Annotated in this window: 19 protein-coding genes; 7 read left to right on the forward strand and 12 right to left on the reverse strand. The window is 64.8% G+C overall.

Annotated elements, in window-relative coordinates; translation table 11 throughout:
• Window positions 1-201 precede the first annotated feature (201 nt).
• Both HWX76_RS22290 and purU read left to right on the forward strand, forming a co-directional pair.
• Complete coding sequence (locus HWX76_RS22290; RefSeq protein ID WP_050012305.1) at window positions 202-1,107, forward strand: LysR family transcriptional regulator; 906 nt, start codon at window positions 202-204, stop codon at window positions 1,105-1,107.
• 202 nt (window positions 1,108-1,309) lie between these two features.
• Window positions 1,310-2,194 carry a formyltetrahydrofolate deformylase gene (purU, locus tag HWX76_RS22295; RefSeq protein WP_050012304.1) on the forward strand — a complete coding sequence of 295 codons (885 nt, stop codon included), beginning with the start codon at window positions 1,310-1,312 and terminating at the stop codon, window positions 2,192-2,194.
• Window positions 2,195-2,357: 163 nt separating this feature from the next.
• Here purU and HWX76_RS22300 read toward each other — a convergent pair whose 3' ends face one another.
• From HWX76_RS22300 to HWX76_RS22350, 11 genes are all read right to left on the reverse strand, one after another.
• Window positions 2,358-4,013, reverse strand: coding sequence for an APC family permease (locus tag HWX76_RS22300; RefSeq protein WP_050012303.1), 1,656 nt, complete (start codon window positions 4,011-4,013; stop codon window positions 2,358-2,360).
• A gap of 225 nt (window positions 4,014-4,238) precedes the next feature.
• Window positions 4,239-5,102 (reverse strand): glycine betaine ABC transporter substrate-binding protein, encoded by an 864-nt coding sequence (locus HWX76_RS22305; protein ID WP_050012302.1) that lies wholly within the window; start codon window positions 5,100-5,102, stop codon window positions 4,239-4,241.
• A 134-nt stretch (window positions 5,103-5,236) separates the two neighbouring features.
• The gene (locus HWX76_RS22310) at window positions 5,237-6,385 is read right to left on the reverse strand and encodes a hybrid-cluster NAD(P)-dependent oxidoreductase (RefSeq protein WP_050012301.1); all 1,149 of its coding nucleotides are present in this window, start codon (window positions 6,383-6,385) and stop codon (window positions 5,237-5,239) included.
• Between the two features lie 29 nt (window positions 6,386-6,414).
• Complete coding sequence (locus tag HWX76_RS22315; RefSeq protein ID WP_050012300.1) at window positions 6,415-7,656, reverse strand: aromatic ring-hydroxylating dioxygenase subunit alpha; 1,242 nt, start codon at window positions 7,654-7,656, stop codon at window positions 6,415-6,417.
• A gap of 53 nt (window positions 7,657-7,709) precedes the next feature.
• Window positions 7,710-8,495 (reverse strand): electron transfer flavoprotein subunit beta/FixA family protein, encoded by a 786-nt coding sequence (locus HWX76_RS22320; protein ID WP_124555534.1) that lies wholly within the window; start codon window positions 8,493-8,495, stop codon window positions 7,710-7,712.
• The gene (locus tag HWX76_RS22325) at window positions 8,492-9,661 is read right to left on the reverse strand and encodes an electron transfer flavoprotein subunit alpha/FixB family protein (RefSeq protein ID WP_176016347.1); all 1,170 of its coding nucleotides are present in this window, start codon (window positions 9,659-9,661) and stop codon (window positions 8,492-8,494) included. The genes HWX76_RS22320 and HWX76_RS22325 overlap by 4 nt, the downstream gene beginning before the upstream one ends.
• Before the next feature lie 4 nt (window positions 9,662-9,665).
• Complete coding sequence (locus HWX76_RS22330; protein ID WP_050012297.1) at window positions 9,666-11,591, reverse strand: (Fe-S)-binding protein; 1,926 nt, start codon at window positions 11,589-11,591, stop codon at window positions 9,666-9,668.
• A 3-nt stretch (window positions 11,592-11,594) separates the two neighbouring features.
• Window positions 11,595-13,658, reverse strand: a complete 2,064-nt coding sequence (locus tag HWX76_RS22335; protein WP_006488987.1) for an NADH:flavin oxidoreductase — start codon at window positions 13,656-13,658, stop codon at window positions 11,595-11,597.
• A gap of 76 nt (window positions 13,659-13,734) precedes the next feature.
• Window positions 13,735-14,268, reverse strand: a complete 534-nt coding sequence (locus tag HWX76_RS22340; RefSeq protein ID WP_050012296.1) for a DUF5943 domain-containing protein — start codon at window positions 14,266-14,268, stop codon at window positions 13,735-13,737.
• A 138-nt stretch (window positions 14,269-14,406) separates the two neighbouring features.
• Window positions 14,407-15,378 carry a dipeptidase gene (locus tag HWX76_RS22345; RefSeq protein ID WP_050012295.1) on the reverse strand — a complete coding sequence of 324 codons (972 nt, stop codon included), beginning with the start codon at window positions 15,376-15,378 and terminating at the stop codon, window positions 14,407-14,409.
• 38 nt (window positions 15,379-15,416) lie between these two features.
• The gene (locus HWX76_RS22350; RefSeq protein WP_176016348.1) at window positions 15,417-16,691 is read right to left on the reverse strand and encodes a serine hydroxymethyltransferase; all 1,275 of its coding nucleotides are present in this window, start codon (window positions 16,689-16,691) and stop codon (window positions 15,417-15,419) included.
• Window positions 16,692-17,046: 355 nt separating this feature from the next.
• On the opposite strand from HWX76_RS22350, the gene HWX76_RS22355 reads away from it, so the two are divergent.
• From HWX76_RS22355 to HWX76_RS22375, 5 genes are all read left to right on the forward strand, one after another.
• Window positions 17,047-18,162, forward strand: coding sequence for a GlxA family transcriptional regulator (locus HWX76_RS22355; RefSeq protein WP_124594757.1), 1,116 nt, complete (start codon window positions 17,047-17,049; stop codon window positions 18,160-18,162).
• A gap of 516 nt (window positions 18,163-18,678) precedes the next feature.
• On the forward strand, window positions 18,679-19,341 hold the full coding sequence (locus tag HWX76_RS22360) for a hypothetical protein (RefSeq protein WP_244137995.1): 663 nt from the start codon (window positions 18,679-18,681) through the stop codon (window positions 19,339-19,341).
• 10 nt (window positions 19,342-19,351) lie between these two features.
• Window positions 19,352-19,888 carry a PAAR domain-containing protein gene (locus tag HWX76_RS22365; protein ID WP_060734309.1) on the forward strand — a complete coding sequence of 179 codons (537 nt, stop codon included), beginning with the start codon at window positions 19,352-19,354 and terminating at the stop codon, window positions 19,886-19,888.
• 4 nt (window positions 19,889-19,892) lie between these two features.
• Window positions 19,893-20,540 carry a M35 family metallo-endopeptidase gene (locus HWX76_RS22370; RefSeq protein ID WP_060734308.1) on the forward strand — a complete coding sequence of 216 codons (648 nt, stop codon included), beginning with the start codon at window positions 19,893-19,895 and terminating at the stop codon, window positions 20,538-20,540.
• On the forward strand, window positions 20,527-20,991 hold the full coding sequence (locus tag HWX76_RS22375; RefSeq protein ID WP_244137996.1) for a hypothetical protein: 465 nt from the start codon (window positions 20,527-20,529) through the stop codon (window positions 20,989-20,991). Before HWX76_RS22370 ends, HWX76_RS22375 begins: the two co-directional genes overlap by 14 nt.
• A gap of 75 nt (window positions 20,992-21,066) precedes the next feature.
• Here the strand turns inward: HWX76_RS22375 and HWX76_RS22380 are convergent, their stop codons facing one another.
• Entirely contained in the window at window positions 21,067-22,476 is a 1,410-nt protein-coding gene (locus tag HWX76_RS22380) for a discoidin domain-containing protein (protein WP_050012292.1), read from the reverse strand.
• Window positions 22,477-22,720 lie beyond the last annotated feature (244 nt).

Raw genomic sequence — 22,720 nt, forward strand, 5'->3', positions numbered from 1 at the left:
CGCCGCTTTGGCAGCGAGACGTCCGGCATGACGGAGGCGATCCGCAGAAACCGCCGCGCGCGGGGGCCGCGCTGGCTAGAATCGCGGAATGCGTGGCGCGCTGGCGCATGAAGCGCATCTGCCGCACCGTCCGCTGCACTATCGCCCGCCCGAATTCGCGCGGGTAGGCGTCCGGCCCTTATGGGGCCATTAGAGGGACTTATGTCGAAATCCGAACCGTTACCGTCGATGCAGGCGCTGCGCGCGTTCGAATCGGCCGCCCGGCTCGCGAGCTTCACGGCCGCCGCGCGCGAGCTCGGCTCGACGCAGCCGGCCGTGAGCCAGCAGGTGTTCCAGCTCGAAGCCGAACTCGGCGTGCCGCTGTTCGAACGCAGCCCGCGCGGCGTCACGCTGACGGCCGACGGCCAGTGCCTGTACGAAGCCGTGCGGCTGAGCCTCGACACGCTGCGCGGCGCGACCGCGACGCTGCGTGCGCGCCGCGAGCACGGCGCGCTCACGATCGTCACCGATTTCGGTTTCGCGACCTACTGGCTGATGCCGCGCCTGGCCGGGCTGAAGCACGTGATGCCGGACGTCGACGTGCGCGTCGTCACGTCACAGGATTACGACGCGCAGCGCGACCATGGCGACATCGCGATCCTGTTCGGCGACGGCCACTGGCCGTCGTGCACGGCCGCGCGGCTGTTTCCGGAATCCGTCACGCCGGTCTGCTCGCCCGCGTTCCGCGACGCGCACCCGGACGTCGCGCGGGCCGACCATTTGCTTGCGCTGCCGCTGCTGCACGTGCAGCCGACGCGCCCCGAGCGCTGGCTGTCGTGGTCGGGCTGGTTCGACGCGCACGGGCTCGAACCGCCGGCCGCCGCGCGCGGCGTGACCTTCAACAGCTATGCGCTCGTGATCCATGCGGCACTGCTCGGCGAAGGCGTCGCGCTCGGCTGGGCGCCGCTCGTCGACGAACTCGTCGCGTCCGGCCAGCTCGTGAAGCTGGTCGACGCGCCCGTCGTCACGTCGCGCGGCTACTTCCTGGTGCGCCCGCCGCAGCGGCCCGAGCCGGACGCGACCCACGTGTTCCGGCGCTGGCTGCTCGACGCGTGCGCGGCGGCCTGACGCGGCGCGCCCGCCCCGTTTCCGTCCCCCTTCCCCGCTCCCGGGCCCGCGCCCGCTGGCGCGCCGATACCAGCCACACGGCGCGTTGGTTCTATCCGCCCCGGAATCGTCCTGATTTACTTGAGCCTCCCGCTACCCGCGCGGCGCGGCGCTGTCGTGCGCCGTCGCGCGGCCGTGCGCCCCACGCCATCCGAGGAGTCTCATGACCGCCGAGCACCGCCCCGATCAATTCGTCCTGACACTGTCGTGCCCGAGCGCGGCCGGTCAGGTCGCCGCCGTCGTCGGCTTTCTCGATCGCCATCGCTGCTACGTCGATGCGCTGAACGTGTTCGACGACGATCTCAGCAACCGCTTCTTCGTGCGCTGCGTCTTTCATCCGACGGATGAGACGTTGCAGATCGACGCGCTGCGTCAGGAATTCGGGCCGATCGCGGCCGGACTCGGCGGCCGCGACGGCGACATCCAGTGGGCGATCCACGACGTCAATGCGCGGCCGAAGGTGCTGATCATGGTGTCGAAGCTCGAGCACTGCCTCGCGGATCTGCTGTTCCGCTGGCGGATGGGCGAGCTGAAGATGGACATCGTCGGCATCGTGTCGAACCACCCCGACTTCGAGCCGCTCGCCGTGCAGCACGGGCTGCCGTTCCGGCACTTCCCGATCACGGCCGACACCAAGGCGCAGCAGGAAGCGCAATGGCTCGACTTCTTCGAATCGAGCGGCGCCGAGCTCGTGATCCTCGCACGCTACATGCAGGTGCTGTCGCAGGAGACGAGCGCGAAGCTCGCGAACCGCGCGATCAACATCCATCACTCGTTCCTGCCCGGCTTCAAGGGCGCGAAGCCGTATCACCAGGCCCATGCGCGCGGCGTGAAGCTGATCGGCGCGACCGCGCACTTCGTCACCGACGATCTCGACGAAGGCCCGATCATCGAGCAGGTCGTCGAGCGCGTCGATCATGCGCTGCGACCGGAGCAACTGCTCGCGGTGGGGCGCGACGTCGAAAGCCTCACGCTCGCGCGCGCGGTGAAGGCGTTCATCGAGCGGCGGGTGTTTTTGAATGGCGACCGGACGGTGGTATTTCCGTAAGCGGATCGCAGCTGCGCTCGAACGCGGCGTCAACGAACAAGGCCCGACCGGCGTGTAACCGGTCGGGCCTTTTTTGTCGTCGCGCTGCGCCGGCGCTTCGCGCGATGGCCCCGTGTGCGGTTTCCGAAGCCATCGCGTGCCCCGACACGCACGCATTACCGCGTCACTTCACCCACGCGAAGTAATACGACAACCCGATCGTCAACCCCGCACCGATCAGCGCCGCATACGGCATCAGGCTCAGCCACAGCGCGCGCTTCGGCACTTCCAGCTCCATGTCGCGCTGCATCTGCGCGGGGAAGCGGCCGCGATCCTGCCAGTAGTGGCGATAGAGGAACACCGGCACGATCAGCAGCATCGCGATCAGCCCGTTGCGCAGCGTGCCTTCGCCTTGCAGGTTCGCACCCGCGCCGACGTAGACGAGGTTCGCGTACCCGCAAATCGCGCCGCCGACGAGCAGCCAGGTCGGACAACGGAACGGCCGATCCCAGTTGCCGCGATCCATCCGGTGGATCCAGCCGGACTGAAGATTCAGGAATACGAACAGCATGTAGCAGACGTTCGAAATCGACAGCACCGTCATGTAGTCCGACATCATCAGCAACACGAGGTTGAAGCCGAGGTCGGTCCACATCGCGCGCGTGGGCGAGCCGTGCTCGTTCACGTGCGACAGGTACTTCGGCAGCCAGCCGTCGACCGATGCCTGGTACAGCGTGCGCGACGAGCCCATCATCGACGTCATCACGATCAGCAGGATCGACAGCATCAGCATCACGACGACCGCATTCGCGACCCACGCGCCGCCGCCGACGATCTTCGCCATCGCGGCCGCGACGCCGGTGCCGTCGCCGATCGCCGGATCGAGCATCGCCTGCGTGCCGAGCGCGCCCTGGAACGCGAGCGGGACGAGCGTCATCACGACCAGACACAGCGCACCCGACCAGAAGATCGCCTTGGCCGTATCGCGCCGCGGATCGCGGAATTCACGCGTGTAGCAGACGGCCGTCTCGAAACCGTACGACGCCCAGCCGGCCATGAACATCGCGCCGAGCGCCATCGTCACGCCCTGCCCGTTCCACGAGCCGAACGTCGCGGCCGTGAGGTTGCCCTGCGCGTCGTGACCGAGCGGCAAGAGCGGCAGCAGGTTCGACATCGGCACGTCGCCGGTGACGAACGGCACGATGCCGACGATCAAGAGCGGCGTGAGCGACGCAATGCCGAGAATGCGCTGCGTACGTGCAGCCTTTGACGCACCGCTGTGCTGAAGCTTGAACGTGATGAGAAGCAGAATCGTCGCGATGATGAACGTCGCGTTGATTCGCAGGGAGAGACCGGGCTTGATGAAACCGAGATCCGCCACCTTGAGCTGCCAGTGCAGCACCGCCGCATTGGCGGGAAAGAGACTCGTGAGCGCATAGCTCGCCGCGAGGCCGCAGCCGAGCGCAAGCATCGGCGACCACGCGAGCCAGTTGCACCACACGGAAACCGGGGCAATCAGCTTGCTGTAACGGACCCAGCCAATCGCGCCGTACACCGACGCGCCGCCCGATTTATGGGGAAATAGCCCCGATATTTCCGCATAAGTCGCGCTTTGAATCAGCCCCATCGTGATCGCGGCGATCCAGATCGCCCACGCGGGCTGGCCGATCGTCGCGCATACGCCGCCGATCGTGAACAGCACGCCTGCCGGCACGCCGCTCGTCACCCAAAAAGCGTCTTTCCAGGTCAGGCCACGATGCAGCGTGTGGCCCGTCGAATCATGTGAGATCGTTGCCTCAACATCACTGGTGCGATTCGCACGCAGTCCTGCTTGACTCATCCAATTCCTCCTCTCGATCAGAGTTGGCGCTTCAGCGCTTACTCTGGTCCGATGCAAAGCAGATGATTCCGCACAAGGGCCGTAGTGTAACAATTTACGGGCTTTTTTGCAGAATCAGCAAAATAAAACCGGGATATGGCCGCATTGCATCCTGATTATTTCGGATTCCTGCGTGCCATTCCCGGCGTGTTTTTATGATGACTCGTACGACGTATGTCGCGATGCTTACTGCGCGCCTTCCGTCCACGCATTCACGCGGTCGGCATGCGCTGCAATCCACGCATCCGCAGCGGCTTCCGGCTTCGAGCCGTTCTGGATCGCCAGCATCACGCTGTCGATTTCACCGGGCTTCCACTGGAATTTCTTCAGGAACGCGACGACCGGCTTCGCCTTGGTTTCGAGCCCCGGATTCACGACGCTGTCGACATGCTCGGCGCCGCCGAACACCTTCTTCGGATCCTCGAGGAAGCGCAGCTTCCACTTCGCGAACATCCAGTGCGGCGCCCAGCCGGTCACGATCACCGGCTTGTTCGCGCCGACCGAACGCGACAACTCGGCCGTCATCGCGCTGCCCGAGCTCGGCATCAGCGTGTAGCTCAGCCCGTAGTTCTTGATCGCTTCGTCGGTCTTGCGCATCACGCCCGCACCGGCATCGATGCCGACGATGCGGCCGCCGAAGCTGGCCTTCTCCGCATTCAGGTCGTCGATGCTCTTCGCCTTCACGTAATCCGGGACGATCAGGCCGATCTTCGCGTCGGGGAAGTTCGCGCCGACGTCGACGACCTTGCTCTTGTATTCGCTCCAGTACGAGCCGTGCGTGACCGGCAGCCACGCGGACAGCGTCGCATCGAGATCGCCGCGCGCGACGCCCTGCCACATGATCCCGGCAGCGACCGGCACGAGCTTCACCTCGTAGCCGAGCTTCTTCTCGATCACGCGGGCCGCGACGTTCGACGTCGCGACGCTGTCGTCCCAGCCTTCGACGTAGCCGATTTTCAGCGTCGGCTTCGTATCGGCGAGCGCCGATGCGCTCAATGCCACCATCGCCGACAGGGTGCCGGTCCAAAACAGTTTTCCGAACAATTTCATGGTCGATCTCCTTGGTCTGCGCACCGTGCGCGTTGTCTCTCTAGGTTCTTCAACCACAAATCCGCGGTATCGTTGTTTTCCGACAGATGCTTGTCCGGACGCGACGCGCCCGGACAGCCGATGACGCGTTTCGACTACTTGTCGATCACGAGATCCGACAGCGGCTTGCTGCAGCACAGCAGCACCATTCCCTGATCGATTTCGCGCTGGCGGATACCGCCGTTGTGTTTCATCTCGACCTGCCCCGACACGAGCTTCACCTTGCAGGTGCCGCACATGCCCTGCGTGCACGATGCGGGCAGCCGCACGCCCGACTGGCGCGCCGCGTCGAGCACGTGCTGCTCCGAGCCGCACGAAATCTCGCGGTTGCTCTTCGCGAAGCTGACCGTGTACTGCTTCGTCGCGGCGTCGCCGCCTTCCGCCGGCGGCACGAGTTCGGCGAGCACTTCATCGCTCGCGGTCTGCGCGAGCGTTTCGAACGAGAAGCTTTCCTCGTGATACTGCTTGCGATCGAAACCGGCTTCGTCGAGCAGGTCGCGCACGGCCTTCATGTACGGCGCGGGGCCGCACGTGAAGATCTCGCGTTCCATGAAATCCGGCGCAATCAGCTTCAGCAGCGGCAGCGTCAGGAAGCCCGTGACGCCCGGCCAGTTGGTGCGTGCGCCGACGCGCTCGACGACGAACGACGTGCGGAAATTCGTGTGGTTCGACGCGATCAGGTCGAGCTCGCGCGCGAAGATGATGTCGTCCGGCGTGCGTGCGCTGTGCACGAACAGGATATCGCGGTCTTCCGCGAGATCATGGTGCGCGCGGCTCATCGACATCAGCGGCGTGATGCCCGAGCCGGCCGACAGGAACAGGTACTTGCGTGCCGGATGCCGCGCGCACGTGAATTCGCCGGCCGGGCCGAGCACGCGCACCGATGCGCCCGGCTGCAGGTTGTCGTGCAGCCAGTTCGACACCTTGCCGCCCGGCACGCGCTTCACCGTGATCGAGATCGTGTGCGGCCGCGCCGGCGACGACGAAATCGTGTAGCAGCGGTTGATCGTCTCGCCGTCGATGTCGAGCTCGAGCGTGATGAACTGCCCGGGCTCGAACGAGAACGTGCGGCCCTGCGGTGAACGGAAGAAGAAGCTCTTCACGTCGTGGGTTTCCTGCCGCACGTGGCAGCACACCAGCGTTTCCTCGACGTCGCTCGTCCAGCGCTCGGGCAGCGCGTTCCAGAAGGCCGGGTGCGTCACCCGGCTGTCCGCCGGCTCGAAATTGGCCGCATCTCGCATCATGTCTTGCTCCGCTTATACGCTGCTGGGTGCTACGCGCCGGTTTTTTCGGCGAGCCGGCCGATGTACCAGGCCGAGAATTTTTCGACGAGACCTTCCGTGTACGGCGAATACGGGCCCGGCTCGTACGCGCTGCTGGTCGCGCCGCGCTGCGAGAATTCGACGAGCGCGCGATCCTGGTCGTTGGTCGCGTTCCACACGGCCGTCAGGTTCTTCACGTCGTAGTCGATGCCTTCCTTCGCGTCCTTGTGCACGAGCCACTTCGTACGCACGAGCGTCTTGCCGGCCGACAGCGGAATCACCGAGAACGTCACGATGTGATCGCTCATGAAGTGGTGCCACGAGTTCGGCTGGGTCCAGAACGACAGCCCGCCGAGGTCGGCCTTGTCGAAGCCGCCGAGCAGCTTCTTCGACGCGATCTTCGCATCGAGCGTCTGCGATTCGCCGTGACGGTCGAGCGGCAGGCGCTGCGTGCGGAAACCCGTCACGTCGAGCAGCTTTTCGATTTCGGCGGACGGCAGGCCCATCTCGGCCCACTCCTTGCCGCGCCGCACGCACGTTTCAGCGAATGCGTCCATGCCTTCGGCGTTCGCGTCGGAGCGCTGGTAGCCGAAGCCGTATTCGTACAGCGAGATCGTCAGCTCCGGATGGTTCGCGACGCAGTGATAGCACTCGCGGTTGTTCTCCATCGTGAGCTTCCAGTTGCCTTCCTCGATGATGTCGATCTGCGCGGCGATCTTCGTGCTCGGCAGATCGTGCGGCAGCAGGTACGGCTCCATCTCCGCGCGCATCTGCGCGAAATCGACCGGCGGCTCGTCGGCGAGGCAGATGAAGATCAGGCCCGCGAGGTTCTCGACGTGCACCGACTTCAGGCTGTGCTTGCAACGGTCGAACTTCTCGCCCATGTGCTCGGCGAACATCAGTTGGCCCGTCAGGTTGTACGTCCAGCTGTGGTACGGGCACACGATGTTGCCGACCGAGCCCTTGTCTTCGTTGCACAGGCGCGCGCCGCGGTGACGGCACACGTTGTGGAACGCGCGGATCGCCATGTCGTCGTCACGCACGATCAGGATCGAATCGCTGCCCAGCTCCACGGTCACGTAATCGCCCGGCTCGGGAATGTCCGGTTCGATCGCCACCTGGATCCAGTGCTGGCGGAAAATCGCCTCCATGTCGAGCGCGAAGATGTCCTCGCTCGTGTAGAACGGCGCTTCGAGGCTGTGGCCTTCCTTGCGGCGTTCGATCAGTGCACGAATGTCTGCCGATACTTTCATCGTTTGCTCCGGATTCCTTGCATCCCTGGGTTGCTTGCCGACAGGCATCAAAATCAGTAGTCGATGAGCTGATGCTCGCGCAAATACGCGAGGATCACTTGTGCTTTTTCGACCGAACTCCCTTCATTTACGACGTTGCCGCCACGGCTTTCGGTCGTCGTCGCGGACAGCATCCGGGCATGCCCGGAGCGCTTCTCGGCGGCGACCAGTTTTACGGGTTTACGCTCGATCGGGCCGACCGTCCACGCGGCCGCATCGGCGTCCGCGCCGCTCGCCGCGAGCGCCGGACGGATCGCGCCCGCGCGCAGCCGCGCATACGCATAGCGCGGCTCGACACCGGCGAGCGGGTGGACGGCGACGACGGCCGGCAGCGCCGCGTCGACCCGCCGTCGCAGCCCTTTCGGCAAAAATTGCCGGACCGCCGCGCGGCCGCCTTCGACCGTCACGTCGACGGCCGAGCCGACGAGCGGATAGCCGAGCGCCGCGGCGACGCGGTACGGCAGCATCCCGGTGTCGTACGCGCCCTCGGCGCGCGTGCCGGTCAGCACGAGGTCGTAGCCTTCGACACGCGCGGCGAGCGCGTGCACGGCATCGTCGCCGTCGCGGCAGGCCAGCACCTCGACCTCCCGCGCGCCGAGCGCGAGATACTCGGCCAGCGCCGCGTTCGCGGGGTCGCCCGCGTGGATCACGTCGAGCGTCGCGCGATGCTTCTCGGCGAGCTGGCGGCCGGTTTCGAGCGCGGCCGCATCGTTGCGGCTGTAGCGCGCGATGCCGCTGACCGGATGCCGGCCGACGGACACGAGCACCGCGATGCGTTGCAAGGGGCGGGGGGCATTCATGCGGCGACTCCTTCGGGTTCACGGGTGCCGACCGCGGCCGGCGATTCGCCGCGCGCGGCCCGCGCGGCCTGGACCTGTTCGATCAGCGCGGCGATCGTCGCCTGCGCGTCGCCGACCACCGTCAGGTTCGCGCGCTTCGCGATCGGCGCGCTGCCGTCGAGGTTCACCGCGATCACGTGGCGGCAGTCCTTGATCCCCTGCAAATGCTGCACCGCGCCCGAGATGCCGAACGCGATGTACACGCTCGCCTCGACCGTCTTGCCGGTCGCGCCGACCTGCTTGTCGCGCGTGAAGTGGCCGTTGTCGACCGCGACGCGGCTCGCGCCGATCGCCGCGCCGAATACGCCGGCCAGCCGCTCGAACGCGCCGATGTCGGACACGCCGTTGCCGGCCGACACGATGAAATCGGCTTCCTCGAGCGCGACCTGGGCCGCGTCGATTTCGTCGAGACCGAGATCGCGGTACGGCTGCGCGGCGTCATGCGCCGGGCGGATGAAATCGGACGCCACGCGCTCGCCCGCGCCGACGAACGGCAGCTTCGCGTCCACCGCGTTCTGCGCGAGCAGGATCACGTCGGGCAGCGCGCGGGTCGCGAACGCCCGCCCGGCCTGCGCATACGTCCCCACGTGCTTCGCGTCGATTTCGACGACGTGCGTCGCGACGCTCGCGCCGGCGGCCGCCGCGTAACGCCGGCCGAGATCGCCGTCGCCCGTCGCGTTGTCGGGCACGAACACGTGTTTCGGGGCAAGCGCGGCAACACACGCCTGCAATGCTTGCAGCTCGCTTTCGGGATCGAACGCACGGCGATCGAAGCCGGTCAGCTCGAGCAGCTTGTCGACGCCGAGTTCGGCCACGTCGTCCTTCAATTCGCCGAACGCGAGCAGCGCGACTTCCGTCTGCGCATCGGCGAGCACCGCGGCGGCGGCAATCGCCTGACGCGAATGGTCGTCGAGCGCGCCGCGTTCGCTGTGAGCGACCACCAGCATCACGTGCTTCGGGTCCTGCAGCGCACGGCGCGGCTTCGCGGTCGCAACGCCATGGCCGTGGGCGGACCACTGCGCGGCGTTCGCATCGGCGCTGCCTTCCTCGCCGAGCGTGATGCGCTTCAGGCCGGCGGCCGTGATGATGAACGGCCGGCGCGGATCGATTCGTTTGATCGTATTCATCGATTCACTCCAGCGAGGCGGCGACGAGTTCGGCGACGTCGAGCACGTCGGGGCGCGGGCCCACGACGCCTTCGAGCATGGCCGTGCAGTTCGGGCACGCAACCGCGACCACGTCCGCGCCGATCGTGCGCGCGTCGGCAATGCGGATGTCCGGGATGCGCTGCTTGCCGGGGATGTCGGTCAGCGGCGCACCGCCGCCACCGCCGCAGCAGCGGCCGCGCATGCCGTTGCGCTCCATCTCGACGACCTGGATGCCGATCGTCTTCAACAGCTTGCGCGGCGCTTCGATCTCGCCGTTGTAGCGGCCGAGGTAGCACGGATCGTGATAGGTCGTGCGCTTCTCCTGCAGCGCCTCGACCGCCTTCGGCGCGATCTTGCCGCTGTCGGCCAGTTCGGCCAGATAGGTCGTGTGATGCTTGACCGTCACGCGCAGCCCGAGCGCGCGGTATTCGTTGCGCAGGCTGTGCATCACGTGCGGGTCGGCCGTCACGATCTGCTTGTACGACAGCGTGCCGAGCGTGCCGATCAGACGCTTCGCCATCTGCTGGAACGTCGCTTCGTCGCCGAGCCGGCGGGCAACGTCGCCTGTGTCGGTTTCCGTCGGGCCGAGCACCGCGTAGTCGACGCCCGCCTTGTTCAGCACCTTCACGAACGCGCGCAGCGTGCGCTGGTAGCGCATGTCGAACGCGCCTTCGCCCGCGACGAACAGCACGTCGACCGGCTTGGCCGGATGCGCGACCGGCGCGCTGAGGTCGACCGACCAGTCGTAGCGCGCGGCCGTGTCGTAGCCGCCCATCGTGCCGGTCTCGCGCAGGTTCGCGAGCACTTCCTGGCCCTTGCCCGGCACCGTGCCGTGCACGAGCGTGCGGTTGCGGCGCATGTCGACGATCGCGTCGACGTGTTCGATCAGCATCGGGCATTCCTGCACGCACGCGCGGCAGGTCGTGCACGACCACAGCGTCTGCTCCTCGATCAGGCCCGACACGATCGGGCCGTTCGGCTCGCCGCGATGCTGGCCGACCGGGATGCCCGGCGACGGGCTGCCCGCGTACGCCGCATCGGTGCCGCCGGCCATCCCGACGACGAGATCCTGGATCAGCTTCTTCGGGTTCAGCGGCTGGCCCGACGCGAACGCGGGGCACGCGGCTTCGCACTTGCCGCACTGCACGCACGCGTCGAAGCTCAGCAGCTGGTTCCAGCGGAATTCGACCGGCTTCGCGACGCCGTACTCCTGATGCTCGATGTCCGGCAGCTTCAGCGCGGTCGGCGGCGTGGCCGTGCCGTTGCCGGTGAACGATTCGCGCGTGGCCGCGAAACGCTCCTGGCGCGGGTGGAACGCGAGGTGCAGCAGGCCGGCGATCGCATGCTTCATCGGGCCGCCCTTCGCGGCGCCGACCGTCATCGTGAACGCACCGACGCCGATCAGCAGCGCGCAGAGCACCGCGAACGCACCCGACATCGCGCCGGTCGGCACCAGCATGAACAGCACGAGGCCGAGCGCGAACGAACCGAGCAGCCAGGGCAGCGTATTCCACGGGCCGCGCGACAGGCGCGCCGGCACGTCCTTCGCCGCGCGTCGGCGCCACACGAACACCGCGCCGACCAGCATCGCGAGCGCCGCGAGGAAGATCAGCTTGTCGAGCCACGGCGAGTAGATCGCGAGGCCGTAGTTGACGAACACCAGCGCGAGCGCGCCGATCGCGCCGCCGGCGGTCGCGACGTGGGTTTTCGCGATGTACGGATCGCGGGCGACCACGTGGTGCAGGTCGACGAAATAACGCTTCGGAATCGCGAACAGGTTCGCGACGCCGAACGAGCCGGGCGCCGTCGCGCGGCCCAGACGCCAGTAGGACGAGCGCTTCGCGACCGCGAACGCGAGCCCCGCCACCGACAGCCACAGCAGGGCGGTAATGAGGAAGGACGGGTTCATCTTTTAGAAATCCTTCACGAGACGCAGCGAGTCGTAGATCGCGCCGTGGACGTTGTGCATCGAGATGCAGTCGCCGACACGGAACAGCAGGAAACGGCCGTTGCCGAGTTCTTCCGACAGGCACGGCTGCGGCTCGGCCGCGAACAGCGTGTGCGGATCGATCTGGCCGCGGTTCACCGATTCCGGCTTGAGCTTCCAGTACAGCTCGTCGTTCGGCGACGAGCCGTTCTCGATCACCACCTGGTCGACCGCGCGCTCTTCCAGTTCTTCCGTGTACTCGTTGCGCAGCACGGCGATCATCTTGCCGTTCTCTTCATAGACGCGATCGAGCATCGTGTTCGGCGTCGGGATCACGCCGAATGCGTACAGGCGTCGATAGAAGATCGGGAACGTGGTGCCGCCGCAGTCGTCGGCGACCTTCACGTCCGGCGTGACGACCTCGACCTTCGAGCCGCGGCTCGCCATGAAATCGGCCACGCCGGCGCCCGCATGCGTGCTCACGCCGTCGAACAGCAGCACGTTCTGCTTTGGCTCGACCTTGCCGGTCAGGATGTCCCACGAGCTGACGGCGAGGCCTTCGGCCACACCCCACGCCGGCACCTGCCACGTGAAGCTCGAACCGCCGGTGGCGAGCACGACGATGTCCGGCTTCTCGGCCATGATCATCTTCTCGTCGGCGGCCACGCCGAGACGCCGGTCGACGCCCAGGCGCTTCGTTTCCATGTCGAACCAGCGGATGATCCCCGACATCTGCTCGCGCTGCGGCGCCTTCGCGGCAATCATCACCTGGCCGCCGACTTCCGCGTTCTTCTCGAACAGCACGACGTCGTGGCCGCGCAGCTTCGCGACACGCGCCGCCTCGAGGCCCGCGGGGCCGGCGCCGACCACCACGACCTTGCGCTTCGGGCCGCGCGACTTCTCGATGATGTGCGGCATCGTCGCTTCGCGCGACGTCGCCGCGTTCTGGATGCACAGCACGTCGAGGCCGTTGTACTGGCGGTCGATGCAGTAGTTCGCGCCGACGCACTGCTTGATTTCGTCCTCGCGGCCGTCGCGGATCTTGATCACCATGTGCGGATCGGCGATCTGCGCGCGCGTCATGCCGACCAGGTCGATCATGCCGTTCGCGAGCAGGCGCTCGGCCTGGCCCGCATCGCGGATGCTCTGCGCATGCATCACCGGAATCTTCACGACCGACTTGATGCCGGCTGCGAGGTGCACGAACGGCTCCGGCGGCAACGCCATCGGCGGCATGCAGTTGGCGATCGTGTTGTGCGTATCGCCCCCCGAGCCGACCACGCTCAGGTAGTCGATCAGGCCCGTCTCCGACATCGCCTGCGCGATTTCCTTCAACGCTTCGTGATCGAGGCCGTCCTCGTGGAATTCGTCGCCGCACATGCGCAGGCCGACGCAGAAATCCTTGCCGACCGCCTCGCGCACGGCCGTCAGCACTTCGATGCCGAAGCGCAGGCGGTTTTCGAGGCTGCCGCCCCATTCGTCGGTGCGGTGGTTCGAACGCTTGCTCCAGAACTGGTCGATCAGGTGCTGGTGCGCGGCGGAGATTTCGATGCCGTCCATGCCGGCCGCCTTCACGCGCTTCGCGGCCGCCGCGAAATCGCCGATGATGCGGCGGATTTCCTCGATCTCGATGATCTTCGCGTTGCCGCGGTGCACGGGTTCGCGCACGCCGGACGGCGACATCAGGTGCGGCCAGTGCTCGCCGTGGAACGACGAGCGGCGGCCCATGTGCGTCGCCTGGATCATGATCTTCGCGCCGTGCTTGTGCATCGTGTCGGCCAGGCGCGTGAGCGGATCGATGATCTTGTCGGTCGACAGGTTCACCGATTTCCACCAGCCTTGCGGGCTGTCGATCGATACCGGGCTCGACCCGCCGCAGATGGCCAGGCCGACGCCCCCCTTCGCCTTTTCTTCGTAGTAGCGGATATAGCGGTCGCCCGGCAGGCCGCCCGGCTCGGCATACACCTCCGCGTGCGCGGTGCTGACGATCCGGTTGCGCAGCGTCAGCTGGTTCAGCTGCATGGGTTTGAACAGGTGGGGATAACGCATCGCTGGCGACCTCTGGCGTTCGAATGTCTCGTGTTGCGGGTGTTGTTCTGCTTCAGTGAATCAATGCGTCAGTGCATCAGTGCGCGATCGGCGACACTTCGAAGATGCAGTGATCGTGATGCTCGGCCGCACATTGCACTTCCTTCGAGTATGCGCGCGGCGCGCCCTTGCCTTCCGGCGTCGTGTCGTTGACCCAGTCCATCGCGCCCGCGAACCAGCCCGCGAACATGTAGCAGAGCTTGCCTTCCTTGCCCGGCTGCTGGAGCACGAACGACGAGTGGCGCAGTTCGATCTTCGCGCGGGCGCTCGCCGGGTCGGCCTCGATGATCGAGAACAGGCCCCAGCCGCGTTGCGACAGGCGCTTCAGGTAGTGCTCGAACACGGCCATGCCGGTCAGGCCGTGCAGCTTGGCTTCCTTGTCGCACCAGTGGTAGGCGGATTTGTAGCCGGCCTTGTAGAGGATCTCGGCATACGCATCGACGCCGAGCGCTTCCTCGACGGCGACGTGGTTGTTCGTGAAGAAATGGCGCGGCACGTACAGCATCGGCAGCGCGTCGGTGGTCCAGACGCCGGTATCGGGATCGACGTTGATCGGCAGTTGCGGTTGCATCGTGGTGACTCCGTGAGGAAAGTGGCCGCGCGGCTCAGTGCGCAGGCGCGACATCGTCCGCGTGCCCGCGCGGCTTGCGCTGGCACGTCCCGATTTTTTTATGTTGAAACGACGAGTGCGGTTCGGCTCGGCGGGCGCTTACGCGCCCCACACGTCCTTGAACACGCGCACCCAGTTCTCGCCCATGATCTTGCGGATCCGCGACTCCTTCCAGCCGTGGCGTTCCATCGCGGCGGTCAGGTTCGGGAATTCGCCGATCGTGCGGATGCCGTCCGGGTTGATCACCTTGCCGAAGTTCGTCAGTTGGCGATAGCGGCCCTTGTCGTGCGTCAGCATGTCGAAGAATTCCTTCGCGAAATCCTGCGTGAAGTCCGTGCCGATGCCGACCGCGTCTTCGCCGATCAGGTTCACGACGTAGTCGATCGCCTCGATGTAGTCGTCGATGTTCGCCTCGATGCCGCGCTTCAGGAACGGCGCGAACATCGTCACGCCGACGAAGCCGCCCGCATCGGCGATCTCCTTCAACTGCGCGTCGCTCTTGTTGCGCGGATGTTCCTTCAGGCCCGACGGCAGGCAGTGCGAATAGCACACCGGCTTCTTCGAGAACGCGATCGCTTCCGACGACGTGTTGCCGCCCACGTGCGACAGGTCGACCATGATGCCGACGCGGTTCATCTCGGTGATCACTTCGCGGCCGAAGTCCGACAGGCCGCCGTCGCGTTCGTAGCAGCCGGTGCCGACCAGGTTCTGCGTGTTGTAGCAAAGCTGCACGACGCGCACGCCCATGTCGGCGAACGCCTCGATGTAGCCGAGGTTGTCCTCGAACGCATGCGCGTTCTGGAAGCCGAGGATGATCCCGGTCTTGCCTTCCTGCTTCGCGCGGAAGATGTCGTCCGTCGTGCGCACGAGCGTCAGCAGCTCGCCGTTGTCGCGGATCTTCTTCTTCATCACGCCGATGTTGTCGACGGTCTTGGTGAAGTTTTCCCACACCGACACCGTGCAGTTCGCGGCCGTGATGCCGCCCTTGCGCATGTCCTCGAACACCGGCTTCTCGAACTTCGAGATGTTCAGTCCGTCGATGATGATGCTGTCCTGATGCAGCGTGCTCATATCTGCTCTCGCTCGTGTGACTGTTCTTGTGGGGACGATCAGTAGATCGGGAAGCGCTCGCAGAGCGCGAAGATCTCGCGGCGCACGCGCTGTTCGGTCGCGTGGTCGCCTTCCGGGTTCGCGCGCAGCGCGTCGAACACTTCGAGGATCAGGCGGCCGACTTCACGGAACTCCGCGACGCCGAAGCCGCGCGTCGTGCCGGCCGGCGTGCCGAGGCGAATGCCCGACGTGACGGTCGGCTTCTCGGTGTCGAACGGAATGCCGTTCTTGTTGCAGGTGATGCCCGCGCGTTCCAGCGCCTGCTCGACCGGCGCGCCCTTCAGGCCCTTCGGGCGCAGGTCGACCAGCAGCAGGTGGTTGTCGGTGCCGCCCGTGACGAGATCGACGCCGCCGGCCTTCAGCACTTCGCCGAGCGCCTGCGCGTTCGCGAGCACGCTGTCGATGTAGGTCTTGAAGTCCGCATGCAGTACTTCGCCGAACGCGACGGCCTTGCCGGCGATCACGTGCATCAGCGGGCCGCCCTGCAGGCCGGGGAACACGGCCGAGTTGATCTTCTTTGCAATGTCCTCGTCGTTGGTCAGCACGAAGCCGCCGCGCGGGCCGCGCAGCGTCTTGTGCGTGGTCGACGTGACGACGTGCGCGTGCTCGACCGGGTTCGCGTGGCGACCCGCGGCGATCACGCCGGCGATGTGCGCCATGTCGACCATCAGCTTCGCGCCGACACTGTCGGCGATCGCGCGAAAGCGTGCGAAGTCGAGCGCGCGCGGGTACGCCGAGAAGCCGGCGATGATGAGATTCGGCTTGTGCTCGTGGGCGAGCGCCTCGACCTGGTCGTAGTCGATGCGCAGCGTGTCGCGGTTCACGCCGTACTGGACCGCGTTGAACCACTTGCCCGACAGCGCCGGCTTCGCGCCGTGCGTCAGGTGGCCGCCCGCGTCGAGCGACATGCCGAGCACCGTGTCGCCCGGCTTGGCGAGCGCGAGCATCACCGAGCCGTTCGCCTGCGCGCCCGAGTGCGGCTGCACGTTCGCATAGCCGGCGTTGAAGATCTGCTTCACGCGTTCTATCGCGAGCGCCTCGACTTCATCGGCGAATTCGCAGCCGCCGTAGTAGCGCTTGCCGGGATAGCCTTCCGCGTATTTGTTGGTCAGTACCGAGCCCTGCGCCTCGAGCACGGCGCGCGACACGATGTTTTCCGACGCGATCAGCTCGACTTGCGACTGCTGACGCTCGAGTTCCTTCAGGATGGCGCTGCGCACCGGCGCGTCGCGCTCGGCAAGGGGCTGCGAGAAGAAAGGCTGAGTGTTCGACATAGTGCGTCCGTGACGAAGAATAAAGGGCTGCAACCGAAGCTCAAGGCCCGCCATCACTGGGTTTCCCGCTCGTCCAGTGCAAGGCTGCCGACGGCTCTATTCTTGTCGTTCGGATTTTCGGCGGATTGATGAATTTAGACGCGTTCTTTGCCTTTTCCGCCATGCGCGTCCGTTTTGTACAAGTGACCGGTCGTGCTTTTCGGGACGAGCGCCCGAAACGGTATCGATGGTTCACCTATGGACACGCACACCGGCAGTGCGTTTGCCGCACGTTCGCGTGCGGCTTCTCCCGGATACGGTGCAGTGCAGCAACGGCCCGATGCCCAGACAACGCTTGGAGCTAGGGTTTAGCCGTATGGCACGCTTGTTGCACTCGCTCACACAATACCGCAGCCCGATTCGTGCCCCGGGCCAAAAGCTATTAGAGATTCAAGGAACGCTCCCCATGTCGCCCGACCGCACAGCGTCGCTGTCCCACTTCGCGTTCATGCCGTTACCGAACTTCACGATGATCGCGTTCACCAATGCGATCGAGGTGCTTCGGATGGCGAACTACCTGAGCGGCCAGCCGCTCTACCGCTGGTCGGTGATCAGCCCGGACGGCGGTCCGGTCACGGCGAGCAACGGCCTCACGGTCGACACGGGGCCGGCGGAATGCGTGGGGCAACCCGACATCGTATTCGTGTGCGGCGGCGTCGACGTGCAGCGCGCGACGACGTCCGCCCACCTGTCGACGCTGCGTCGCTTCGCACGCATGGGGCTCCCGCTCGGCAGCCTGTGCACGGGCACCTATGCACTCGCGAAGTCGGGGCTGCTCGCGGGCTACGCGTGCGCGATCCACTGGGAGAACATGTCGGCGCTGAAGGAAGAGTTTCCGGACACGCGCTTCCTGAAAGAACTGTTCGTGATCGACCGAGACCGCATCACGTGCACGGGCGGCGTCGCGCCGCTCGACATGATGCTGAACCTGATCGCCGCGCGCGTCGGCACCGCGCGCGTCACGCAGATCGCCGAGCAGTTCATCGTCGAACATGTGCGCGACACGAGCGCGCAGCAACGCATGCCGCTCGTCGCCCGCCTCGGCTCGGCGAACAAGTCGCTGTTCGAAGTGATCTCGCTGATGGAGAACAACATCGAGGAGCCGCTGTCGCGCGAGGAGCTCGCGCGGCTCGCGAACATGTCGCAGCGGCAGTTGCAGCGTCTTTTCCGCGAGCATCTCGGGATGACGCCGACGCATTACTACCTGACGCTGCGGCTGCGCCGTGCGCGCGAGCTGCTGCTGCAGACCGACATGTCGATCATGCATATCACGATGGCGTGCGGCTTCCAGTCGGCATGCCACTTCAGCAAGAGCTATCGCGACGCGTTCGGCGTCGCGCCGACGCGCGAGCGACGCAAGCAGGTGGCGCCGCTCGCGCAGGGTGCGGCGAGTGCTGGGCCGGCGTTTCCGGCGCATGTGCTGCATGCGTGAGGCGGGCGCTGTGCGGCAGGAAACATGCCGAGCGACTGCGAAGGCATGATCGAAAACGCCAGGCGCACGTTTGATCCTTTCGGCGCGATGCTTTCGCGCCGCTTCAACTGACGGCATTACCGTTGTAATCGCCGACTTTCCTCTTCCCGGTGCGCTCCTGCCACAAGAAGGCGTTCGCCGGAAATCGGCGGAGGGCGCACTGAACACGCCGCCCGTCCGCGCTTGGGAATTCCCGCTAGCGGATATTCCGATTCCATCGCGCAATCGCGCCCGCTGTCGTCCGGCGCGACGATAAGCGCGATCACGCGTTCGAAGTTGGCGGGAAGCTTTCGCGAGTCGCTTATTCAAAGCACAGCACGCTTCGGAATCGAGTAATTGACGCCTACTCAATATTGCCGATTGTCACGGCGACTCTTTTCAGTCGGAATCCAAACTAAAATCATACTCGTCCGATAGACACGGCGACAATTCCCGGCGAACGTTCATAGCTCGTTCATGCATGAAGTATCCGAGCCTATGACAGAAGAAGAACAAGCCGATTGCCCATATTTTCTTCACTCGTCGATCCAGCTTTACGCGATGGTTCAGCACCTGAACACCACGCGGCCCTATGCGCCCGGCACGATCGATTCAGCATATAGCGGCAACATGCAAATGATCTGCACGAGTGATCCGTTCATTTGCACCTACCTTTCACCCGTTGATGCAGTCATAGGTTCGCGGACGCTTGCGCGCGGCGATGACCACTTCTGGCCCATCGATTTCCGGCAGGTCGACACCCGTCATTTCATGGAACAGCATGGCCGACTGTTGATCGCCGTGAACTATGCGTATGCGGCGACCGGAGGCCGTCTGGTGGTTTCCGATGCAGGCTATCCGTTGATGACCTACACGTTTGCATCCTTCGACGTGCCGGTCGAGCATCGCGACCACTTCACCATCCGCTTCCCCGACAGCGTGGTCGATCGGATTGAAACCGCCTATTCACGAGCCGGACTATCCGAGTTCATCAAGACGCTCGACATGATGGATACATGGACCGCCGAGCAAATCGCCGATGCAGAGGCCGAAGCATTGGCACCTATGCCACCGACCGTCGTCATTGAAGGCGCGGAGATCGATCAATACGCGATTTACGATCTCGATTCGGTCGACTGGATCTTTACCAACTTCGATTGAGGAAACGACCATGAGTCGACGAGCAGCAAGAAATGGGGATCCGACGACAACGGGCGGTGTCGTCATCGCGGTGACGTCCACGATGTTCAATCACGGCAAACAGGTAGCCTTGGATGGCGACAAGGCGACATGCGGAAATTGCGAAGGGGCGTTCCCGATAGTGGGCGGCGCACAGCGCATGATTCACCACGGGCGATGTGTTGCGCTGGAGGGTGACGCCGTATTGTGCCCATGCGGTCGAAACCGACTGATCGCGGGGAGCGACAGCACGATTTTCTATAGCGACAGCGGTAGCGGAAATGCAGCGAACCGGTTCGCTGCGGGTTCGGCAGTGGCGCCCACGCGGCACATGGCGGCACCCGGTATCCACGACGACCAATTCGTGATCCGCGACGTGCGGACAAAGCAGCGATTAAGCAACGTGCGCTATTGGATCAAGGATCGAGCCGGAAACGTACTTGCAACGGGCGTGAGCGATCGGCATGGTTGTACCGCACGCGTGCAAACCGAAGACGCGCAAATTTTGAAGCTGGTCATCGAGGACTGAGAAGATGGGAAACCAAACTACCGTTGCCGAGACAACGACAAACACCATTGAGGGCTCACAGCGATTCGCAGACGTCGACTTGCGTCCGATCTGCGAAAACATGACGAACTCGGAATTTCGCAAGATGTTTGCGGTAGCACAGGGGCGCGCAGTCGATCGATTGACGATTCGCATCGCCGACTTGAAAAAGTGGTCAAAGCAAGACAAAGATCGCGTGTTCAAGTGGTTCGGTCGAGACGACGACAAAACTCGAATGCATTTGCTCACGGGTTTAACGAAGGTACTTGGCGTAGTTCGGGCATTCAATGAAAACAACGTCGTTCGGAGCGGTAGCGCCGGCGATCTAGCGACGGGTTGCACTCCTCATCCGCGCGGAACGATTAACGAGGCCGCTCACGTGTGTGCGCCTGACACAACGACGCATACGATCGCGATTGGCGAGCGATTCTGCACGATGCGCCCGTGGACCGCGAATGCCGATTCGCACGTATCAACTATCATTCACGAAGCGACTCATTTCCACGACACTATGTCGTCAACCGATGACCAATACACGATTACCCCGTTGCTCCCTGGGTGGGGACGATCACATCCCAAGTTATCAATCAACAACGCCGACAGCATCGCGGGGTACGTCGTTGACATTGACTAAATTCCTAACAGCGCTCGCGCTCGCGTTGAGCTGCACACAATCGGTATTGGCATGTGAAGGTCCGTCGAACTTGCCGGGTTGGGATTTTGATGTTCGATTCAGCAAGGATTCGAGCGACCTATCCATCGCCGAACTGGCGAAACTGTCAGTATGGTCGACCGACATGCGCAACCGCTTTTCGATTATCGATGCGGTGTCGATTGTCGGACTGGCGGAATCGACGGAGCAAGATCCGAAGGCTCTAGCTCAACGACGTGCCGCGAACGTCAAGGCCGCGTTGGATCAATTTTCGATTTATGGCGAACGAAATTCCATCATCGCGCGGATCTATAAGTTGCCGTTTCCCGCGAGCGAGTTCGACGATACGGGGCGTCGCGTCGAGATCACGTTCGGCCCGGGATGCCCTGACCACTGCTGCCCGAACCTGAACCCGATACCCAAGACGCACTGACACGACACGGTGAATTTACCGGCCCGCACAATGCGGGCCGTCTTTCCCCTGCCCTTCACGGCTTTCGGCTACCGCTTACGATCCCCACACCTGCATTTCATCGAGCGAATACCCCCACTGCGTCGCCCGCTTCGTGCCAACCATCCGTACGTAACGGCCCTGCCCGTTCAGGTTCGGCAACGTCACGTGCCCATACGACACGCCATTGCTCGTCGAATAGATCGTCGTCCAGTTCGCGTTGTCGTTCGACGTCTGGATCTGGTAGACGAGTGCGCCCGCATCCCAATACAGATCGATGCTGCTGATGGTCTTCGTCGCGCCGAGATCGACGGAGATCCATTGCGGATCGACGCCAGTGCCTTCCGGCGAATCCCAGCGCGTGCTCGTCGTGTTGCCGTCGAATGCCTTGTCCGGCGTGAGCGAGGCGTTGTAGCTTGCCGATGCCGCGGCCGGCCGCCCCTGCGACAGCAGCGTGCGTGCCGCGGCCGCGCCGCCGTAGTAGTTCGCGCCGAGCTTCGCCTTCGTCGCATCGGCATTCACGCCGAACTGCGACAGGCTCCACCGCTGGCCGGTCGTCACGTCGCCGACGTAGAGCTGATAACCACCGGCCGTCGTCGACGAGAAGAACAGGTAGTTCGTACCACTGACGGGCGCCGGGTCCGAGTTGTTGCTCATGCAGTCGTTGAGCGCCAGCGCGCTCGGCGTCGAGGCCGGGTCCGCCGTCTTCGCATAGATCTGGTCGGCCCCGCCGCTGTCCTTCCAGCGCGCGTAGTACACCATGCCGTCCGCGCGCACGGTCGGGTAGTACGTCTGCAGCCCGGCCGGACGATCGAACACGGCGGTCGCGCCGGTCGCGATCGTGCGCTTCATCAGCCCCATGTTCGAGCCGGTGCCGGTCGCGTAGTACACGGCGCTCGCGTCCGGCGCGAGGAACGGCATCGAGTATTCGGCGCCGGCCGGCGCGTTCGTCAGGCTCACGACCGACGTGAACACCGGGCCCGCGCTCGTGTACGACAGCGTCGCCTGCTTGACGTCGCCGTTCTGCTTGAACACGAGCGTCTTGCCGTCCGTGCTGAACTTCGGGTCTTCGTTGCGCGTGGCGCCCGTGCTGTTCGTCATGTTGACGGGCGGCGTGCCGGCGCCGAGCTGCAGCATGAACACGTTCCATGCGCCGTTGCGGATGCCCATGAACGCGAGCCACTTGCCGTCGGGGCTGAACACGCCGTTCATCGGATCGGTGATGCCCCACGCGCTCTTGCTGAGTTGCGTCAGCGTACGGGCCGAGAAATCGTAGAGGAACAACTGGCTCGTGCCGTCGCCGTACTTGACGTAGCTGTGATAGACGAGTTTGCCGGTCAGCGCGGCGGGGAACGTCGCGTTCGGCTGGGCGGCGGGATTGTTGACGCAGGCTGCGGCGGCCACGCCGCTGAACAGATTGAGGGCAATGCCGGCCGCGAGGCCCGCGACGAGGGTCTTCAATGTCACGCTGGATACTTCCGGGTAAGGTAAGGACGCCGCAGAAAATGACTCGCGCGACACGCGCGGGCGTCACGGATTCGCGGTCGGGCAGCGTAAATTCCGTATCGGTCGGACAGCGGGAACAAAGCTTGCGAGAGGATGCCCGTTTGTCAGACGAAAGAACAGGATCAGAGCGCCGATAAAACATACGGATCAGCGATGTGGGGCGCGCTTGCACGTGACGGCTGCCGTACTACTCTTTGTCATCGAG

Source organism: Burkholderia sp. BCC0398 (assembly GCF_902833245.1).
In the GTDB taxonomy this organism is placed as follows: domain Bacteria; phylum Pseudomonadota; class Gammaproteobacteria; order Burkholderiales; family Burkholderiaceae; genus Burkholderia; species Burkholderia sola.

Coding starts and splice junctions, on each gene's coding strand:
- HWX76_RS22305 (WP_050012302.1), bottom strand. CDS start 5,102: ATGAAATTGTTCGGAAAACTGTTTTGGACCGGCACCCTGTCGGCGATG.
- HWX76_RS22355 (WP_124594757.1), top strand. CDS start 17,047: ATGGCACGCTTGTTGCACTCGCTCACACAATACCGCAGCCCGATTCGT.
- HWX76_RS22360 (WP_244137995.1), top strand. CDS start 18,679: ATGACAGAAGAAGAACAAGCCGATTGCCCATATTTTCTTCACTCGTCG.
- purU (WP_050012304.1), top strand. CDS start 1,310: ATGACCGCCGAGCACCGCCCCGATCAATTCGTCCTGACACTGTCGTGC.
- HWX76_RS22350 (WP_176016348.1), bottom strand. CDS start 16,691: ATGTCGAACACTCAGCCTTTCTTCTCGCAGCCCCTTGCCGAGCGCGAC.
- HWX76_RS22340 (WP_050012296.1), bottom strand. CDS start 14,268: ATGCAACCGCAACTGCCGATCAACGTCGATCCCGATACCGGCGTCTGG.
- HWX76_RS22300 (WP_050012303.1), bottom strand. CDS start 4,013: ATGAGTCAAGCAGGACTGCGTGCGAATCGCACCAGTGATGTTGAGGCA.
- HWX76_RS22290 (WP_050012305.1), top strand. CDS start 202: ATGTCGAAATCCGAACCGTTACCGTCGATGCAGGCGCTGCGCGCGTTC.
- HWX76_RS22315 (WP_050012300.1), bottom strand. CDS start 7,656: ATGAAAGTATCGGCAGACATTCGTGCACTGATCGAACGCCGCAAGGAA.
- HWX76_RS22345 (WP_050012295.1), bottom strand. CDS start 15,378: ATGAGCACGCTGCATCAGGACAGCATCATCATCGACGGACTGAACATC.
- HWX76_RS22325 (WP_176016347.1), bottom strand. CDS start 9,661: ATGAATACGATCAAACGAATCGATCCGCGCCGGCCGTTCATCATCACG.
- HWX76_RS22320 (WP_124555534.1), bottom strand. CDS start 8,495: ATGAATGCCCCCCGCCCCTTGCAACGCATCGCGGTGCTCGTGTCCGTC.
- HWX76_RS22335 (WP_006488987.1), bottom strand. CDS start 13,658: ATGCGTTATCCCCACCTGTTCAAACCCATGCAGCTGAACCAGCTGACG.
- HWX76_RS22365 (WP_060734309.1), top strand. CDS start 19,352: ATGAGTCGACGAGCAGCAAGAAATGGGGATCCGACGACAACGGGCGGT.
- HWX76_RS22370 (WP_060734308.1), top strand. CDS start 19,893: ATGGGAAACCAAACTACCGTTGCCGAGACAACGACAAACACCATTGAG.
- HWX76_RS22310 (WP_050012301.1), bottom strand. CDS start 6,385: ATGATGCGAGATGCGGCCAATTTCGAGCCGGCGGACAGCCGGGTGACG.
- HWX76_RS22330 (WP_050012297.1), bottom strand. CDS start 11,591: ATGAACCCGTCCTTCCTCATTACCGCCCTGCTGTGGCTGTCGGTGGCG.